Source organism: Natronobacterium texcoconense, assembly GCF_900104065.1.
GTDB lineage: Archaea > Halobacteriota > Halobacteria > Halobacteriales > Natrialbaceae > Natronobacterium > Natronobacterium texcoconense.
In genome coordinates this window covers 125,397-141,856 of record NZ_FNLC01000001.1, presented here as the reverse complement: position 1 = coordinate 141,856, position 16,460 = coordinate 125,397, and the positions used below count along the sequence as shown (strand labels likewise).

Annotated in this window: 19 protein-coding genes; 7 read left to right on the top strand and 12 right to left on the bottom strand. The window is 63.1% G+C overall.

What is annotated here, in order from left to right; genetic code table 11:
* Nucleotides 1-23 precede the first annotated feature (23 nt).
* Entirely contained in the window at nucleotides 24-1,040 is a 1,017-nt protein-coding gene (locus BLR35_RS00730; protein WP_090375889.1) for a lipid II:glycine glycyltransferase FemX, read from the top strand.
* Here the strand turns inward: BLR35_RS00730 and BLR35_RS00725 are convergent.
* From BLR35_RS00725 to BLR35_RS00710, 4 genes are all read right to left on the bottom strand, one after another.
* Nucleotides 1,014-1,946, bottom strand: a complete 933-nt coding sequence (locus BLR35_RS00725) for a proline dehydrogenase family protein (RefSeq protein ID WP_090375886.1) — start codon at nucleotides 1,944-1,946, stop codon at nucleotides 1,014-1,016. The genes BLR35_RS00730 and BLR35_RS00725 overlap by 27 nt on opposite strands.
* Before the next feature lie 69 nt (nucleotides 1,947-2,015).
* Complete coding sequence (locus tag BLR35_RS00720; protein WP_090375883.1) at nucleotides 2,016-2,216, bottom strand: hypothetical protein; 201 nt, start codon at nucleotides 2,214-2,216, stop codon at nucleotides 2,016-2,018.
* 164 nt (nucleotides 2,217-2,380) lie between these two features.
* The gene (locus BLR35_RS00715) at nucleotides 2,381-2,959 is read right to left on the bottom strand and encodes a magnesium transporter (RefSeq protein WP_090375879.1); all 579 of its coding nucleotides are present in this window, start codon (nucleotides 2,957-2,959) and stop codon (nucleotides 2,381-2,383) included.
* Complete coding sequence (locus tag BLR35_RS00710; RefSeq protein WP_090375876.1) at nucleotides 2,960-3,529, bottom strand: magnesium transporter; 570 nt, start codon at nucleotides 3,527-3,529, stop codon at nucleotides 2,960-2,962.
* A gap of 184 nt (nucleotides 3,530-3,713) precedes the next feature.
* Here BLR35_RS00710 and BLR35_RS20480 point away from each other — a divergent pair, with 184 nt between their 5' ends.
* Together BLR35_RS20480 and mgtE are read left to right on the top strand one after the other, a co-directional pair.
* Nucleotides 3,714-3,881, top strand: a complete 168-nt coding sequence (locus tag BLR35_RS20480) for a hypothetical protein (protein ID WP_170830937.1) — start codon at nucleotides 3,714-3,716, stop codon at nucleotides 3,879-3,881.
* Nucleotides 3,868-4,908, top strand: coding sequence for a magnesium transporter (mgtE, locus tag BLR35_RS00705; RefSeq protein ID WP_090375873.1), 1,041 nt, complete (start codon nucleotides 3,868-3,870; stop codon nucleotides 4,906-4,908). The genes BLR35_RS20480 and mgtE overlap by 14 nt, the downstream gene beginning before the upstream one ends.
* A gap of 16 nt (nucleotides 4,909-4,924) precedes the next feature.
* Here mgtE and crcB read toward each other — a convergent pair whose 3' ends face one another.
* A complete protein-coding gene (gene crcB, locus BLR35_RS00700; protein WP_090375870.1) occupies nucleotides 4,925-5,329 on the bottom strand; it encodes a fluoride efflux transporter CrcB in 405 nt (134 codons plus the stop codon).
* Nucleotides 5,326-5,739 carry a fluoride efflux transporter FluC gene (locus BLR35_RS00695; RefSeq protein ID WP_090375867.1) on the bottom strand — a complete coding sequence of 138 codons (414 nt, stop codon included), beginning with the start codon at nucleotides 5,737-5,739 and terminating at the stop codon, nucleotides 5,326-5,328. The genes crcB and BLR35_RS00695 overlap by 4 nt, the downstream gene beginning before the upstream one ends.
* 191 nt (nucleotides 5,740-5,930) lie before the next feature.
* On the opposite strand from BLR35_RS00695, the gene BLR35_RS00690 reads away from it, so the two are divergent.
* From BLR35_RS00690 to BLR35_RS00675, 4 genes are all read left to right on the top strand, one after another.
* A complete protein-coding gene (locus BLR35_RS00690; protein WP_090375864.1) occupies nucleotides 5,931-6,830 on the top strand; it encodes a cation diffusion facilitator family transporter in 900 nt (299 codons plus the stop codon).
* Between the two features lie 48 nt (nucleotides 6,831-6,878).
* On the top strand, nucleotides 6,879-7,799 hold the full coding sequence (locus tag BLR35_RS00685) for an MBL fold metallo-hydrolase (RefSeq protein WP_090375861.1): 921 nt from the start codon (nucleotides 6,879-6,881) through the stop codon (nucleotides 7,797-7,799).
* A 240-nt stretch (nucleotides 7,800-8,039) separates the two neighbouring features.
* A complete protein-coding gene (locus BLR35_RS00680) occupies nucleotides 8,040-9,983 on the top strand; it encodes an AMP-dependent synthetase/ligase (RefSeq protein ID WP_090375858.1) in 1,944 nt (647 codons plus the stop codon).
* Between the two features lie 115 nt (nucleotides 9,984-10,098).
* Nucleotides 10,099-12,069 carry an AMP-dependent synthetase/ligase gene (locus BLR35_RS00675; protein WP_090375856.1) on the top strand — a complete coding sequence of 657 codons (1,971 nt, stop codon included), beginning with the start codon at nucleotides 10,099-10,101 and terminating at the stop codon, nucleotides 12,067-12,069.
* Nucleotides 12,070-12,083: 14 nt separating this feature from the next.
* On the opposite strand, the gene BLR35_RS21065 is transcribed toward BLR35_RS00675, so the two are convergent.
* The 6 genes from BLR35_RS21065 to BLR35_RS00650 form a co-directional block, all read right to left on the bottom strand.
* Nucleotides 12,084-12,212: a hypothetical protein gene (locus BLR35_RS21065; protein WP_280139346.1), complete on the bottom strand. Its 129-nt coding sequence runs from the start codon at nucleotides 12,210-12,212 to the stop codon at nucleotides 12,084-12,086.
* A gap of 408 nt (nucleotides 12,213-12,620) precedes the next feature.
* The gene (locus BLR35_RS20475) at nucleotides 12,621-13,013 is read right to left on the bottom strand and encodes a hypothetical protein (protein ID WP_170830936.1); all 393 of its coding nucleotides are present in this window, start codon (nucleotides 13,011-13,013) and stop codon (nucleotides 12,621-12,623) included.
* Between the two features lie 53 nt (nucleotides 13,014-13,066).
* A complete protein-coding gene (locus tag BLR35_RS00665; protein WP_090375853.1) occupies nucleotides 13,067-13,831 on the bottom strand; it encodes an enoyl-CoA hydratase/isomerase family protein in 765 nt (254 codons plus the stop codon).
* A gap of 3 nt (nucleotides 13,832-13,834) precedes the next feature.
* Nucleotides 13,835-14,293 (bottom strand): MaoC/PaaZ C-terminal domain-containing protein, encoded by a 459-nt coding sequence (locus BLR35_RS00660; RefSeq protein ID WP_090375850.1) that lies wholly within the window; start codon nucleotides 14,291-14,293, stop codon nucleotides 13,835-13,837.
* 183 nt (nucleotides 14,294-14,476) lie between these two features.
* Nucleotides 14,477-15,763, bottom strand: coding sequence for a phenylacetate--CoA ligase PaaK (paaK, locus tag BLR35_RS00655; RefSeq protein ID WP_090375847.1), 1,287 nt, complete (start codon nucleotides 15,761-15,763; stop codon nucleotides 14,477-14,479).
* Nucleotides 15,764-15,863: 100 nt separating this feature from the next.
* On the bottom strand, nucleotides 15,864-16,460 hold the full coding sequence (locus BLR35_RS00650; protein ID WP_090375844.1) for a GNAT family N-acetyltransferase: 597 nt from the start codon (nucleotides 16,458-16,460) through the stop codon (nucleotides 15,864-15,866).

The following is a 16,460-nucleotide window of genomic DNA, read 5'->3' as shown; positions in this document are numbered from 1 at the left end:
AATTACCTGAAAGGACCTCCACGATGGCTCTCGAGGTAGAACGGCTGGGTTCCGTCGCGGAGGCAAACCGGAACCAGTGGAACAACGTGGTCGAACAGTCCGAACTGGGGTGTGTCTACCACCGCTACGAGTGGCTGCGGGCGGTCGAGGAGGGGATCGGCCACGAGCCACACCACCTGCTGGTCTCGAAGAAAGGCAACCCCGTCGCCGTCTTCCCGAACTTCGTCACGGACCTCGGCCGAGTGAAGCGACTGAGTTCGATCCGGCCCGGCTACGGCGGCCCGGTCACCATGACCGACGAGGAAGACGCCCTCGAGATGCTGCTAGACGCCGTCGGCGACGTCTGTCGGGGCACCGTCCTCTACAACGAACTCCGGGTCTACGACCAGAACTACGTCCGCTACAACCACTTCCTCGAGTCGAAGGGATACCAGCCGACGATCCTCTCGTGTCGGTTCACGCTCGACCTGACGCGGGGGTGGGACGCGCTCTTTTCGGAGATGGACAGCGAGCGCCGTCGCGGGATCAGACGTGGTCACGACTACGAGTTCGAGGTCGTCGACGAGGCGATCAGCGAGGAGAACTGCGTGGCGTTCTACGAGGACTACGCGACCGTCGCCGACCGCGTGGGACTGCCGACTCACCCCCTTGCGTTCTTCCGGGAACTCCCTCGGCTCGAGGATCGGCTGAAGCTGTTCACCCTCGAGGTCGACGGCGAAGCCCGCGGCCAGTACATGTACCTGCTCGACGAGGAGCAGTCGACGCTGCAACACCTGTTCACTGGCGTTACCGAGGATCAGTTCGAGTACCACGCACCCGAACTGCTCCACGAGCACGCGATCAAGTGGGGTATCGACGAGGGGTACGAGACGTACGAACTCCGGGGCTCGCCGCCGGACTTTCGTAACGGTGTCTTCCGGTTCAAGGAGTACTTCGGCGCCGAGACCATCCCGCTGCTCGTCTACGAACGCGGACGGCCGGCGCCGGCCCTGTCGGTACTGAACGTCGGCCGGTCACTCACCCGTCGACTCGAGCCCTGACGTCGCCGGCGATTCGTGGACCGGCACCGATACGCCGACCTCTTCTTCGAACGTCTCCCCGTTGCCGAGCGGAACCAGCGTCTCTGCGACGGCTCGCGCGGTGAACCCGACGTTGCGTTTCGCCCGGTTTATCGCCCACCGCTTCCAGCGCGTGCCGTAGGGGACGAACTGACAGACGTCGTACTCCGTCGCGAGCGTTCGCTGTGCCCGCGGCCGGACGCCCATCAGGAACTGGAACTCGAGGTCGGTCCCGTCGGCGCGGTCGGTCGCGTACTCGATCATTTCGGGGTCGTGGGTGGCGACGACGACGGGTCCCTCGACCGTCTCGAACGCTCGATCGAGGAGTCGTCGGTAGGCCTGGTCGATCCGTGTATCCGTCGTGTACGCGATCTCTGACGGACGGTCGTAGGCGCCGCCTTTCACGAGCCGTAGCTTGCCCGGAACGTCCGCGAGCCGCTCGAGGTCGTCGAGCGTGCGCTCGAGGTCGGCCTGAAGGCAGACGCCGACCCGACCGTCGGAGAGTCGGGCGAACCGTTCGTAGGCCGCGAGCGTGGCGTCGACGGTCGTATGCTCTTCCATGTCGAGCCAGACGAAAACGTCGTGGGTGACGGCCGCCTCGAGGACGCCGCCGAGCAGGTCACGAAAGACCGTCTCGCCGCAGTCGAGTCCGATCTGTGTCGGTTTCACGGAGATGGCGGGTTCGCCCTCGAGGTCGGCTTCGGCGAGGTCTTCGACGAGCAGGCGGTACTCGGCGGCGTCGGCCTCGGCAGCCGGTCGGTCGGCGTGGTGAGACCCGAGCAGGTTGACCATCGGATCGATACCGAGCTTCGCCTGCCGGCGGGCGTGGTCGATCGCTTCGGCCGCGGTTTCGCCCGCGACGAAGCGGTTCGCGACCGGCGGAAGCATATCTCTCCCTCCGTCAGGACGAGTGATAGTTAGTCACACGTTTCGGCGGGGACGGGACGGTCGCGTCGTTCACCCGAGGAGCTCGAGGATCAGGCCGACGAGTTCGAGATACAGCAGGGTCCCGAGGACCACGACGGCCACCGCGAGAGCGAAGGAGACGACCAGTCGGAACCGTTCGCGGGCCCGGACTCGCGTTCGGACTGGCATCGTCCGGAACAGGTCGAGAAGCGTCAGCGCCACCGTGACGGCGATCGTCATCGTCGTCGTCATCGTGCGATCACCCGGTGGAGGAGGTCGTAGCGGAGTCGGTTGCGTTCGTGGGCCGTGTCGACTGACATACCCACGACGGCAACACCGGACTACTTGAACCTCAGTCAGACACTCGAGCCCTGAGACTGCGTCAGACGACAGTATGACGGGAGGATGACGGGGATTTAGAATCCGAGTACGACCGCGGAGACGCCGATAAAGATGACCATCCCGAAGACGTCGACGACGTTGGTGACGATCGGGATCGTCGTGTCGTCGGGGTCGATCCCCATCCGATACGAACCGTAGGTCGCTGCGAAACTGAAGACGATCGCGATGACTGCGACCGACATCCCGCTGACCAGCGAGATGAGAAGCAAGGTCGCAAGCGGCAGCGGCGACCCGATGACGATCCCCAGCGCGTAGGCACCGATCGCAAGCGCCGTGAAGATCGTCGCCGCGAGCGCGAGGATCGCACCCACGTTCGCCCACAGCACGCGGTCGGTCGGGTCGAGTTCCGTCGTCCCCAGGTGGAACCGCGTCGAGAGTCGCGAACTCAAGATTGCGCCGAGGTTTCCGCCCATGTCGACCATCGTCGGCACCATCACCGCGAGGATGGCGTACTGCTCTAACATTGCCTCGGCGCCCTCGAGGGTGATCCCCGCCCAGAGGACGATGATCGAGAGGACGACGAGCAGCGGGAACATGTTGCTGACGATCGACTTCCAGTTCCACGTCCCGAGCGAACCCTGCGTGACGACCATTCAGACGAGCACCTCCACGAAGGTGATCGCGAACAGCATAAAGAGCATCCCGAAGATGTCGCCGAGCGTGGTGACGATCGGACCGACGAGGTTGTCGGGGTCGTAGCCGTACTTGTAGCCCGCGAAAATCAGCGCGAGCAGGCCGAAGATGAGGACGACCGACGTTAGAACACCAGCGATCAACATGATGCCGACCAGTTCGTACAGCGCCGCAACCTCCCAGCCGATCACCAGCAAGGCGAGCCAGGTGACGACGCCGATGACGATCGAGATGCCGATTCCGTTGATGAACGAGGCGAGAACTGCGTTGACGAGCCGTTCGTTCCGCTCGAAACGTGGCTCGAGCAGTCCCTGGTGAAGTCCACTCGAGATGCGACCGCCGAGCGCGCCGTAGACGTTCCCCCGGGTCGCGAGGAAGACGGGGACCATCACGAGCAACCCTGGGAACCGCTCGACGCTCTCGAGGATGCCCTCGAGCACTAACCCGGCAAAGAGTCCGCCGCCGAGTGCGATCAGTAGGATCGGGAGTGCCTCGCGATAGATCGACCAGAAGTCGCGCCGAACGCTCATATCAGACCATCACTCAGTGTCCTGTTAAACGTGTGGGACTGACGGAACTACCGATCCCCGAAACTGTTGCCGGGTCGAAATAAAACGGAGGCGACAGTTATGTGAACGACCCTCATGTGAATTAAATCCAGTGTTAGTCACAAAGGAAAATCCTAATTAGAGACGTCTAAAGAATTGCGTCTGTATGCTGGACACTAACCACAGCAGTGGACTTCGAATCGATACGGCAATCAACGAGCGTGCTCGCGAGCGGCTTCCGACGCTCGAGGAACTGATTCTCGACCTTCTCGAGGGCGAGTTCGCAGGCGTCATCCGGTCGCACGTACGAGGTGAGACCTATGGGGGCTGCTAGCGGCCGCGACCTCGAGTTCCACGCGGATCGCGCCGGCGAACTCACCGACGACGAGTACGTCGCCGTCACCCAGGAGACGTTCGTCGGGCCGGCAATCGAAGAGTTCCGCAAGTTCGAACCGACCGCCGAGGAAACGACCGTTTACTACCTCTACGTCACCGACAACGCGGGGCGACTCGTCGGCGTCATGTCCCTCCGGGAACTGCTCAACGCTCCCGAGGACGACGTCGTCGAGGACCACATGGTCACCGACCTCGTGACGATCAACGCCGACGCCGACCCCGAGTTCGCTGTCGACGAGATCGTCGATCGGGACTTCCCCGCGATGCCCGTCGTCGACGACGACGGCGTCCTCGTCGGCGTCCTCCGGACCGACGACATGATCGAGGTCGTCGAAGAGGAGGCGACCGAGGACATCCTCAAGAGCGCGGGCTTTTCCTTCGCCGACATCGAGCAGTCCCGAAGCACGGCGATCCTCGAGTCCTCGATTCCGCGTATCCTCCGGCTGCGACTGCCGTGGCTCATCGTCGCGCTGGCGGGCGGGCTGCTCGCTGGTGGCGTGATCGAACATCACGAGGAAACGCTCGAGGGCGTCGTCGCGCTTGCGTTCTTCGTCCCGGTGATCATGGACATGGGCGGTAACGTCGGTACGCAGGCGTCGACCATCTTCGTCCGTGGGCTGGCGCTGGGACAGATCGACGACCGGAACGCGATGCGTCACTTCGCCCGCGAGGGGCTGATCGGTCTACTGATCGGCCTGATCATCGGCGGTATCGGTGCCTCGGCTGCGTACGTCTGGCAGATGAACGAGCCGTACGCGTTCGAGCTGGCGCTGGTCGTCTTCGTCGGCCTCGTCACGGTCTGTGTGGTCGCGTCGATCGTCGGCTACGTGATCCCCTGGCTCATGAACAAACTGGGCTTCGACCCGGCCGCCGCATCCGACCCGCTGATCACGACGGTCAAGGACGTCACCGCACTGTTGATCTACTTCGGACTGGCAGCAATCTTGCTCGCGGAACTGCTGTAGTTCCGGAGCCCGTTTTTTAGACGACGGCGACGATCCCCCACGCGAGCCCGATCGCCGCGAGCGAGACGAGCAGGTTCGCGGCGGCGTTTACGACCGCACGCAGCCGGTCGCCGCGTTCGTACAGCTGGACGGTCTCGACGGAGAACGACGAGAACGTAGTAAAGGAGCCACAGGCACCGATGCCGATCAACTGGATCGCCGACTCGCCCGCACCGGCGAAGATTGCCAGCCCGAAGACGAAACTGCCGATCACGTTCACCGCGAGCGTCGGCCACGGGAACTCCTCGCTCGAGAACTGCAGGTAGACCCAGTGGCGCAACAGTGCGCCGATGGCGCCGCCGGTGCCGACGAGGTGTGCGGGTTCGGGGTCGAACGTGACCGCGAGTGCGTCGGCGAGCAGCGGCGAGGCGGCGACGCTCACGCCGTCTCACCTCCGGGAGCCGACCGGGTGCCGGCAGTGACGCGACGCGCGACCGACCGACTCGCGATGACGGCCGTGAAGCCGAGACCGTAGTTACCGGCGACGATGACGAGCACGGCCAGTGGGTCCCCAGCGGTAGCGGTCTGGACCGCGAACGTACTGTAGGTCGTCAGCGAGGAGAGAAAGCCGGTCGTGAAGACGACCCGCGACTGTTTCCCGACGAGCCCCGCGTACTCGGCCTCGTAGACCAGGAAGCCGAGCGCGAAACTGCCGAGGACGTTGACGAGCAACACGGCCGGAATCTCGCCGAACACGCCGAGCGTGAAAAAGCGGAGGTTCGAACCGGCGAACCCGCCGATGGCGATCAGTGCGAGCGTCTCGAGTCGAACGAGTGGGTGGTCCGTTGCCATAGCTGACTGGTAGACAGGGACCGTCAGCCGCCCACGAGGTCGTGCGAGCGCGGCAGTTGGATCGGGCGGGCCCCATCGCCCGGCGTCGAGCGCGTTAGCCCACAATTCTAACAGGATCGCCATGAGGATTGCGGAACCGGGCCCGTTCGTATAGGGAAAGACACAAGTTTAGACTCTCTCTAAACCAACTCATGGTCGACCGCGACGGGAGGACCGGGTTCGCGCGGGCAGCGTGGGTGAACGTTCTCGGTAACGCCGCGAAGATCGTCGTCGAGGGCGCTGCCGGCCTGGTTTTCGGCAGCGTCGCTCTGCTCGCGGACGCGGCTCACTCCGTCGCGGACCTGATCTCGAGCGTGGTCGTCCTCGTCTGGGGAAAGAGTGCCTACGACGAACCGGACGACACACATCCGCACGGCCACGACCGGATCGAACCCCTGACGGCGCTGTTCGTCGGGGCCGTCCTCGCCGTGCTCGGACTGTCGCTGCTGTACGAGTCCGTCCAGGGGCTGCTCGTCCTCGATCCGCCCGAGGCGAACCCCCTCCTGCTCGCGGCGCTGGCGTTTGCAATGGTCGATATGTACCTCGTCTATCGCTACACCGAGTACGTCAACGCCGACCTCGGGTCGACCGCGCTCGAGGCGCTCGCGATCGACTGTCTGAACGACATCTACACGACGATCGCCGCCGCCGTCGGGATCGTCGGCGTCCTGCTCGGCCAGCCACTGCTCGATCCGATCGCTGGCGGACTGGTCAGCATCCTGGTCGTCTACCAGGGCGTCGAGATCGGGCGCGAGAACCTCGACTACCTGGTCGGTGCCGCGCCCGACCCCGAGAAGCGAGCGACGATCGCGGAAACGTTGCGATCCCACCCCGACGTGGAGGGCGTCCACGACCTCGCGGTCTTCTACGACGGCACCGTCCTCGAAGTCGAGGTCCACGTCGAGGTCGACGGCGACATGCCGTTCCGACAGGCCCACGACATCGAATCCGAACTCGTCGACCGTCTGCGCGCCCTCGAGGACGTCGGCGACGCACACGTCCACCTCGATCCGTCGGGTATTGGCGAGTGGAAAGACGTCCCCGAAGACTGAGTTCCGATACCACGAGAACTTTTACCTCGCCGATCGGTTGATCGGTGTATGGAAGACGGTACGCTCACCGAAGTGACGGCCGGCGACTGTTCGGACCTCTACTACGTCGACACCGGTATGTACGATACGAACGGCTACGGTGCCGCCTACATTCTCGACGCGGATCGGCCCGCCGTCGTCGAGACGGGGATCGGAACCAACCACGAACGGATTCTCGAGGCGCTGGACGAACTCGACATCGCTCGCGAGGATCTCGCAGTCATCGCCGTGACCCACATCCACCTCGATCACGCCGGCGGCGCGGGCTTTCTCGCCGAGGCATGTCCCAACGCCGACGTCTGTATTCCGGCAGTAGGGTCGAGCCTGCTTGCCGACCCCGGTCGGCTGGTCGCAGGGACGAAATCGGCCGTCGGCGAGCAGTGGCAGTACTACGTCGAACCGGAGCCGATCCCCGAAGAGCGCATCGTCGAACTCGAGGACGGCGACGTAATCGACCTCGAGGACCACGAACTGCGCGTCCACGCTGCGCCGGGACACGCGTTCCACCAGGTCGTCTTCGAGGATCCCGCGAACGACGCGGTCTTCACCGGCGACGCGGCAGGAATCTGGGTTCCCGACCGCGAACGGATCGTCGAGACCTCGCCGCCGTCCGATTTCGACCTCGAGCAGTGTCTCGAGGATCTCGAGACCCTGAAAACGATCGACCCCGACGTCTTACTGTACACGCACTTCGGACCACGGTACGTCGGCGACGACCTCGATGAGGCCCTCGAGGAGTACGCGACCGTTCTCTCGGAGTGGGTCGAGACAGTCGAGGAAACACGCGAAGACCTCGCAGACGACGAGGCCGTCCTCGAGCACTTCGCGACGTCGACGGAGATGGCCGACACGTGGGGCGATCACAAGGCCAGTGCCGAGGCCAGACTGAACGTTCGTGGCGCGCTCGGCTATCTGGACGATTCGGAGTAGTCCGGGGAAACCATTCGTCGCTACGGTAACAACTGCAACTATTTACACACTGATCGCACAGCCGTCGTGCGATCAGACATGCATTGACTTGCAGTGGCTACTATAGTTGTGACGTTCCACGAAACGATTGATTTCCGTCTCACGCTACCGTCGTCGGGCTTTCGTCCGGTAATAAACGAGAGTACAGGTGGAACACGTTTCACCACGTTTTATCGCACGGGAGGTTCCCTCACACAGTATATGAACTGGCGGGAAGCCGAACGAGAATACGACGACGAGGTAATCGGTGAGACGACGCTCGGGCGAATGTTCGAGAATGCGGCCGAGCGGAACGCCAACCGTCCGGCCCAGAAGTACAAGGGGGGTGTCTACGAGCGGTCGCTGACCGACTCGGTGCTGACCGCCGCTGCACCGGGTGAGTTCCGGACTATCTCCTACGCCGAGATGCGGGACATCGTTCGCAATCTCGCGGCCGGCTTTCGCGAACTGGGGGTCGAAACCGGCGACCGCGTCGGCATCTTCTCGAACACCCGGATGGAGTGGGCGCAGACGGACTTTGCACTGCTCACGGCCGGCGCAGTGATCACGACCGTCTACAAGAGCTCCTCCCCGGATCAAGTCAGCTACCTGCTCGACGATCCCGACGCCGACGGCGTAGTCGTCGAGAACGAGGAAGTCCTAGAGCGTGTCCTCGAGGTCGAAGACGACCTCGACATCGAGTTTTTCGTCTCGATGGACGAACTCGAGGGGTACGACGACCGCGACGACGTCTACACGCTGGCCGACGTCTACGAGATCGGTGAGGACACCTTCGACCTCGAGGCCTACCAGGGGTGGGTCGACGAACCCGAGATGGACGATCTCGCGAGCCTGATTTACACGAGCGGAACGACGGGCCAGCCGAAGGGCGTCCAGCTCACACACGGTAATTTCCGGGCGAACGTCAACCAGATCCGAAAACGGATGGCACCGCGGCCGGATAGAGACGACGACGTGCCGTCGATCGACGAGGACGCACTGACGGTTTCGTATCTGCCGCTGGCTCACGTCTTCGAGCGGACAGCCGGTCACTTCCTGATGTTCGCCAGCGGCGCCTGCGTGGGCTATGCGGAAGATCCCGACACGCTCCAGGAGGACTTCGCTGCCGTCGAGCCGAACACGGCGACGAGCGTCCCACGGGTCTACGAGAAGATCTACGACGCCATCCGCGAACAGGCGAGCGAATCGCCGGTCAAAGAGCGGATCTTCAACTGGGCGACCGACGTCGGCGTCGAGTACCAGGAAGCCGACGATCCGGGGCCGATCCTCTCGGCGAAACAGGCACTCGCGGACAAACTCGTCTTCTCGACGGTTCGAGAGGCGCTGGGTGGCAACATCGAGATCCTGATCAGCGGTGGCGGGAGCCTCTCGGCCGAACTGTGTACGCTCTATCACGCGATGGGGCTGCCGATCTACGAGGGGTACGGCCTGACCGAGACCGCGCCCGTGCTCACCGTCAACCCACCCGAAGAACCCCAGATCGGAACGATCGGCCCGGCACTGCCCGACGTCGAACTTCGGATCGACGAATCGGTCGCAAACCAGGATGCGTTCGACGACCCCGGCGAGGTCGGCGAACTCCTCGCGAAGGGGCCGAACGTCACCGACGGCTACTGGGAGAAACCGAGCGCGACCGATCGCGCGTTCACGGAGGATGGCTGGTTCCGCACCGGCGACATCGTCCATCTCCGTCCCGACGGCTACGTCGAGTTCCGCGACCGCCTCAAACAGATCATCGTCCTCTCGACCGGGAAGAACGTCGCACCCGGCCCGCTCGAGGACGCCTTCGCGGCAAGCGAGGTCGTCGAACAGGCGATGGTGCTCGGCAACGACGAGAAGTTCATCGGTGCACTCCTCGTCCCCAACACGGAACACGTCCGCGAGTGGGCTGACGAGGAGGGAATCGATCTGCCCGAGGATCCGGAAGACCTCTGTGACGACGAACGCGTCCACGAGTACATCCAGGAGGAAGTCGACCGGGTCAACGAGGACTTCGAGTCGTACGAAAAGATCAAGCAATTCGAACTCGTTCCACAGGAGTTCACCGAGGAGAACGAGATGCTGACGCCGACGATGAAGAAGAAACGCCGCGTCATCCTCGAGCGGTTCGAGGATCGGGTCGATCGGATTTACGACGAAAACTGATTGCACCCGGAGCGGCAGAATCGGTTATTCTTTCTTCCAGACCATTTATTTTGTTCAAGTAACGGCGTATTATACCCACCTTTCATGTAGGTTCAGGTTCATGGTACGCCAAACCATGGATTGGCAAACTGCGGAACGGGAGTTCGAAAGCGACGTGATTGCAATGGAACCGCTCGGCCGAATGTTCGAGAAAACGGTAATTCGGAACACCGACGCGGTTGCCCAGCAGTACCAGGGCGGTGTCTACGACCGGAGCCTCTCCGAGGTCGCCTTCCCTGCTGCCCCCGACGGCGAGTATCGGAGCCTCACATATGCCGAGATGGGTGAAATCGTCCGAGCATTGACGGCCGGTTTCCGCGAACTCGGGATCGAAACCGGCGACCGCGTCGGCGTCTTCGCCCAGACGCGTCTCGAGTGGGCTCACACCGACTTCGCCCTCCTGTCCGCGGGCGCGGTCGTCACCACCGTCTACAAGAGTTCCTCGCCCGAGAAAGCTCAGTACCTGCTGGACGATCCGGACGCGGACGGCGTCGTCGTCGAGAACGAGGAACTGCTCGAACGGATTCTCGAGGTCGAAGACGACCTCGACCTCGAGTTCATCGTCTCGATGGACGAACTCGAGGGGTACGACGACCGCGACGACGTCTACACGCTGGCCGACGTCTACGAACTCGGCGACGAGGCGTTCGATTCGGACGCCTACCAGGAGTGGCTCGACGAACCCGAGATGGACGATCTGGCGAGTATCATCTACACCAGCGGGACGACGGGGCAGCCGAAAGGCGTCAAACTCACCCACCGGAACTTCCGGGCGAACGTCAACCAGGTCTACCGACGGGTGGGCCCGCGACCGGACAAAGGCGAGGAGACGCCGACGATCGACGGCGACAGCAAGATGGTTTCGTACCTGCCGCTAGCTCACGTCTTCGAGCGGACGGCCGGTCACTTCCTGCCGTTTGCGGCCGGTTCGACCATCGCCTACGCCGAAAGCTCCGACACGCTCAAGGAGGACTTCAGTGCCGTCCAGCCGACAGGGGCAACGAGCGTTCCGCGCGTCTACGAGAAGATCTACGACGCGATTCGCGAGCAGGCGACCGAATCACCGGTCAAAGAGCGGATCTTCAACTGGGCGACCGACGTCGGCCGGGAGTATCACCGGGCCGAAAGTCCAGGACCGATTCTCGAGGCGAAACAGTCGCTTGCAGACAAACTGGTCTTCAGCCAGGTCAAGGAGGCACTCGGCGGTAACATCGAAATGCTCGTCAGCGGCGGTGGCAGCCTCTCGCCGGACCTCTGTACGCTCTATCACGGGATGGGGCTGCCCATCCTCGAGGGGTACGGCCTGACCGAGACGGCACCGGTCGTCACCACGAATCCGCCCGAAGAGCCGAAGATCGGGACCGTCGGTCCGTCGGTCGTCGACTGCGAGGTCAAAGTCGACGACTCGGTCGTCCCCGACGGCGAAGCCGCCGACACCGAGGGCGAGACCGGCGAACTGCTGGTATCGGGGCCGAACGTGGCCGAGGGGTACTGGGAGAAACCCGAAGCGACCGATCGGGCCTTCACCGAGGATGGGTGGTTCCGGACCGGCGACATCGTCACCATCCAGCCCGACGGCTACATCGTCTTCCACGAACGGCGCAAGCAACTGCTGGTGCTCTCGACCGGGAAGAACGTCGCACCGGCCCCGATCGAGGACGCGTTCGCCGCACGGGAACCCGTCGAACAGTGTATGGTCGTCGGCGACAGCGAGAAGTTCGTCGGCGCGCTGATCGTGCCCAACGTCGACGCCCTCGAGCGGATGGCGGAAGACGAAGGCGTCGACCTCCCCGACAGCGCCCAGGAGATCTGTAACCACGAGTGGGTCAAAGACCGGATCGACCGGGAGGTCGAAGCGGTCAACGAACGGTTCGAATCTCACGAGACGATCAAGGAGTACCGGCTGGTGCCGGTCGAGTTCACCGAGGACAACGAGATGCTGACGCCGACGATGAAGAAGAAGCGACGGACGATCCTCGACGAGTTCGAGGACGAAGTCGAGTCGATCTACGCCGAAGACCAGCTCGAAGCGCCGGAAGCAGAGTAACGGGAGCGAAACGACTACTTTTCGGAGCGTTCGAGCACGTTTTCGACCGGGTCTTCGACGATCGTTTCGACGATATTGTCCTGTTCGACGGTTCGCTCGAGGAGCGATTCGACCGGATTCTGGACGTGGTCTCGATCCGTCATGATCGGTCGAGTGTTGGATGGCCACGAACGTGATTGTGTTGCCAGCGAGGACGGTCTCTCATCACTCATCTTCGATAGTATCTGCTATACATAATCTATAGTTCATCTCCCACAGGCCAATTACGCTCGACGGTTGGGACTTTCAGTCGCGTCTGTCTCTCGGTATCTGTTTCTACGAGAGCTGCCAGCCGGGTTCACAGTCTTCTACGTCTGAGTTTCCAAGACACAGAGTAATACTGCTCTCGGATTTCGAGCACTGGAGCGGATGAGTGTCGATTCCGTAGCGATTGGTCGAGCGTCCGTTCGAAGTGTGGAACAGGACGGCACATACCCCACCAAAATGCCACATTCGATAGTAAACTATGTATCTGACAGGTAGGCATCTCAGAGCAGCGACGAGGCGACCAGTTATAGCCAGCCACGGATCTCGCCGAAGTGAACGACGTGCATCGCGACGTGTACGGAGATAGCGATCATGAACCCGCCGACGAAACTGACGGTAGGGACTGGCGGAGCGTCGATCCAGAGACCAGCAGCCACCGCTGCGGCGACGATACACAGAACGACGATCCGTCGCCCGTTCTTACCGACTCGGTCCCAGGCACTGACACGGGTTTCGGCGAGCGAACGAGCGACGGGGCCCAGCGCAATCACGCCGACGATAGCTCCACCCGACACCCACAGCCAGTCGATCGTCTCGAGAGCAATCGAGTTGAGCGGAAGCCACAGCAGGGCGATACAGCCAGTGATGACGGTCGACCACGTCGGAGGGTGATCTGGATACCACGATCGGAGGACCATTGCGTAGAAATGTCGGTGTAATGCAATAAGTCCTCGTGTCTATACTCGACCCACTAGTCGAACTCCGGTTGCCGATCGTTCAGGAAGGCGTCGACACCCTCCTCGTGGGCCGGCGTATCGTACGCCAGCGACTGGACGTACGCTTCGCGCTCGAGGCCGTCCTGCCAGGACCGACCGAGATTGTCGTGGATCGCTCGCTTCGCGAGGCCGACGTTTTCGGTGGGTCGGGAAGCAAGCGTCTCGCAAATCTCGTCGATCCGGTCGTCGAGTTCGTCGTCAGGGACCGTCTCGTTGACGAGGTCGAATTCGGCGGCGGTCTCGGCGTCGATCAGTTTCCCGGTAAAGGCGAGTTCTTTGGCCGTCCGGAGGCCGACCAGTCGGGGCAGGGTTACGGTCCCGCCCATGTCGGGAACGAGACCGACGTTGATGAACGAGGCACCGAACCTCGCGGATTCGGCGGCGTAGGCGAAGTCCGCGGCGGCGACCAGTGAGAGGCCGGCACCGACGGCGTCGCCGTCGACTTTCGCCACGACGGGGACCGGAGCGGTCAACACTGCTTCGGCGACCCGTCCCAGCGTCGCCCGGACGCGGTCGTAGGCCTCCGCCGTCGTCTCGTCGCGTTCGGCCATCGCCTCGATGTCGCCACCGGCGCTGAACGCCTCGCCCTCGCCCGTGAGGACGACCGCGTCGAGCGTCTCGTGGTCGAGGTCCTCGAGTGACTCCGCGAGTTCGCGGGCGACGTCAGCGGTGAACGCGTTTCGGACTTCGGGCCGATCGAACGCGAGATACCGGACGCCGTTCTCGTCGCGAATCCGCATCTGTCACTCCTTGCGCTTGATGAGGAACTTCATGTCGCCCTCGAAGACGACGGTGTCGTCCTGGTTGGTCATCACCGTATCGAGGACGACGATACCCGCGTCCTCGTGGTCGACATCTTTCTTTTCGCTGACCTCCATCTCGAGCGAGAGCGTGTCGCCGATGTAGACGGGGTTCGGCAGGTCCATGTAGTTCATCCCGAGGAACGCGTAGGCGGTGCGTTCGACGATACCGGTGCGGTAGACGAATCCCGTCGCCTGGACGAACGTCATCGGGCCGTGGGCGATGCGGCCGTCGAACGGGCCGTCCTCGGCGTACTCCTTGTTGGTGTGCAGTTCCGTCCAGTCGCCGGCCAGCGCCGAGTGCATCACGAAGTCGGCCTCCGTAACTGTTCGACCGACACTCTGGAACTCCTGGCCCTCCTCGAACTCCTCGAAGTGATGTGGCTCGTAGCTATATGCCATACGTGAACATCCCAATGGGGACACAAATAAATTACCTCGCTTATGGGAATCGGCGACGCGACGGAGGATTGATGGCGAGTGATCGCTGATCGCATGCAGGACGCGATCGCTACCCGGCGTACGCCTCGAGAAAGGAAGACGACGACGGTGTCAGCACCTGTCCGTGAGCGTGACGAGCGGCGACTATCGGTGGTCGTAGACGCGTTTTACCTTGCCGACTTCCGTCCGTTCGATCGATCCCTGCTCGACGAGGTCCAGTTCGTCGGGGGTAAACGAGAGGACGTTCTCGAGTCGGGTGAGCACGCGATCCCGGAGTTCTGCCCGGTCGCCGTCGAAGTTGTCGGCGAGTTCGAGCGTGAGCTCGAGTCGATCCAGTTCCCCCTCGCGGTAGAGGTCGATCCGGTAATGAGGTGCAACCCGATCGAACTCGAGGACGACGTCTTCGATCTCGCTGGGGTAGAGGTTGACGCCGCGGACGATCAGCAGGTCGTCGGCGCGACCGGTGACGTTGTCCATGCGGACCATCGTTCGACCGCACTCACACTCCTCGTAGGTGAGCGTCGTGAGGTCGCCCGTCCGGTAGCGAAGAGCCGGTAGTGCTTCCTTCGTCAGCGTCGTCAGGACGAGTTCGCCCTCTTCCCCTTCCGGCAGCGGGTCGCCGGTCTGGGGGTCGATCACTTCGGGGTAGAAGTGGTCTTCCCAGATGTGGAGCCCCTCCTGTGCCTCGTGACACTCGTTTGAAACTCCGGGGCCGATGATCTCCGAGAGGCCGTAGATGTCGATTCCGGTGACGTCCAGGCGCTCTTCGATCTCCTCGCGCATCGGGTCGGTACAGGGTTCCGCGCCGAAGATCACCGTCGACACCGGCAACTCGGAGACGTCGACGCCCATCTCCTCGGCGGTTTCGGCCAGGTACAGCGAGTACGATGGCGTACAGGTGAGTACGTCACTCTCGAGATCCTCGAGCAGTTCGATCTGGCGCTGCGTCTGGCCGCCGCCGATCGGGATGACCGTCGCACCGAGTTCCTCGATGCCGTAGTGGAGACCGAGTCCGCCCGTAAACAGGCCGTATCCGTAGCCGTTCTGGACCGTGTCGCCGGGTTCGACGCCGGACGCGGCCAGACAGCGGGCGACGACCTCGCTCCAGACGTCCAGGTCGCTCTCGGTGTAGGAAACGATCTTGGGTTTGCCGGTGGTGCCCGAGGAGGCGTGGATACGCAGGATGTCGTCGTCGTCGACGGCGAAGAGGCCGTCGGGGTACTCGTCGCGGAAGTCCTCCTTGGTCGTAAACGGGAGCTTCTGGAGGTCGTCGACAGTCCGTACGTCCTCGGGGGAGAGGCCCGCCTCGTCGAACGTTTTCCGGTAGAACTCGACGTTCTCGTAGGCCCGTTCGACGGTTTCCCGGAGCCGCTCGTTCTGTCGCTCTCGGATCTCTTCCCGCGGTGCTGTCTCTATCTGCGTATAACTCATCGTCACTCGACAATCCTTCATCCCCCATCAAAAATCATGTGGTGTGTACACAACCTACGAGAGGGTGCAACCGTTGCCGGCCGAAAAACCCGGACGATGGCTACGCCGCGCTCGGCCGCTCGGCGGGCGGTAACTGCACCCGTTCGACGACCGGTTCGTCGAAGGAGAGCCGCATCCGGAGGTCGTTTCCGGCCCGGTCGACCGTCTCGAACCCCATTCGTCGGTAGACGTGGACTGCGCGTTCGTTCGCGGCGTCGACGTCGAGGACGAGCGCCTCGCGTCCGTCGTCGGCCGCGTATGCGATCACGTGGCGACAGAGTTCGCTGCCGATCCCGCGCTCGTGGTCTGCCGGATCGACGAACACGATGAACTGCGGTTCGAGACTCGAGCACGGCGAGTAAGCCGCGTGGCCGACGACCGATCCCTCGTGGACGGCGACGACGTTGTAGCCGCGGTCGATCAGTCGCTCGAGCCAGCCCTCGATCCGGTCGCGGGTGACCGGCGGGATGCCCATCGATCGGTGGGCTTCGGGATAGTCGACGTACATGGAGACGAGCGCGTCGAAGCGAGTGGGCTCGTAGGGCTGGACCAGGACTGGCTCCCCGTGCTTGTCGATGAAGCGAGGGCAACGTGGTGGACAACCCGTCGTCCCCGCACACTGTGACGGGTCCCAGGCGGGACAGGTCTCGGTCGTCAT

What these genes read in the sequence shown, in the direction of transcription:
- BLR35_RS00730 (WP_090375889.1), top strand. Translation starts at nt 24, where the DNA reads ATGGCTCTCGAGGTAGAACGGCTGGGTTCCGTCGCGGAGGCAAACCGG.
- BLR35_RS00725 (WP_090375886.1), bottom strand. Translation starts at nt 1,946, where the DNA reads ATGCTTCCGCCGGTCGCGAACCGCTTCGTCGCGGGCGAAACCGCGGCC.
- BLR35_RS00720 (WP_090375883.1), bottom strand. Translation starts at nt 2,216, where the DNA reads ATGACGACGACGATGACGATCGCCGTCACGGTGGCGCTGACGCTTCTC.
- BLR35_RS00715 (WP_090375879.1), bottom strand. Translation starts at nt 2,959, where the DNA reads ATGGTCGTCACGCAGGGTTCGCTCGGGACGTGGAACTGGAAGTCGATC.
- BLR35_RS00710 (WP_090375876.1), bottom strand. Translation starts at nt 3,529, where the DNA reads ATGAGCGTTCGGCGCGACTTCTGGTCGATCTATCGCGAGGCACTCCCG.
- BLR35_RS20480 (WP_170830937.1), top strand. Translation starts at nt 3,714, where the DNA reads ATGCTGGACACTAACCACAGCAGTGGACTTCGAATCGATACGGCAATC.
- mgtE (WP_090375873.1), top strand. Translation starts at nt 3,868, where the DNA reads ATGGGGGCTGCTAGCGGCCGCGACCTCGAGTTCCACGCGGATCGCGCC.
- BLR35_RS00695 (WP_090375867.1), bottom strand. Translation starts at nt 5,739, where the DNA reads ATGGCAACGGACCACCCACTCGTTCGACTCGAGACGCTCGCACTGATC.
- BLR35_RS00690 (WP_090375864.1), top strand. Translation starts at nt 5,931, where the DNA reads ATGGTCGACCGCGACGGGAGGACCGGGTTCGCGCGGGCAGCGTGGGTG.
- BLR35_RS00685 (WP_090375861.1), top strand. Translation starts at nt 6,879, where the DNA reads ATGGAAGACGGTACGCTCACCGAAGTGACGGCCGGCGACTGTTCGGAC.
- BLR35_RS00680 (WP_090375858.1), top strand. Translation starts at nt 8,040, where the DNA reads ATGAACTGGCGGGAAGCCGAACGAGAATACGACGACGAGGTAATCGGT.
- BLR35_RS00675 (WP_090375856.1), top strand. Translation starts at nt 10,099, where the DNA reads ATGGATTGGCAAACTGCGGAACGGGAGTTCGAAAGCGACGTGATTGCA.
- BLR35_RS21065 (WP_280139346.1), bottom strand. Translation starts at nt 12,212, where the DNA reads ATGACGGATCGAGACCACGTCCAGAATCCGGTCGAATCGCTCCTCGAG.
- BLR35_RS20475 (WP_170830936.1), bottom strand. Translation starts at nt 13,013, where the DNA reads ATGGTCCTCCGATCGTGGTATCCAGATCACCCTCCGACGTGGTCGACC.
- BLR35_RS00665 (WP_090375853.1), bottom strand. Translation starts at nt 13,831, where the DNA reads ATGCGGATTCGCGACGAGAACGGCGTCCGGTATCTCGCGTTCGATCGG.
- BLR35_RS00660 (WP_090375850.1), bottom strand. Translation starts at nt 14,293, where the DNA reads ATGGCATATAGCTACGAGCCACATCACTTCGAGGAGTTCGAGGAGGGC.
- paaK (WP_090375847.1), bottom strand. Translation starts at nt 15,763, where the DNA reads ATGAGTTATACGCAGATAGAGACAGCACCGCGGGAAGAGATCCGAGAG.
- BLR35_RS00650 (WP_090375844.1), bottom strand. Translation starts at nt 16,460, where the DNA reads ATGACGACCGAGACCTGTCCCGCCTGGGACCCGTCACAGTGTGCGGGG.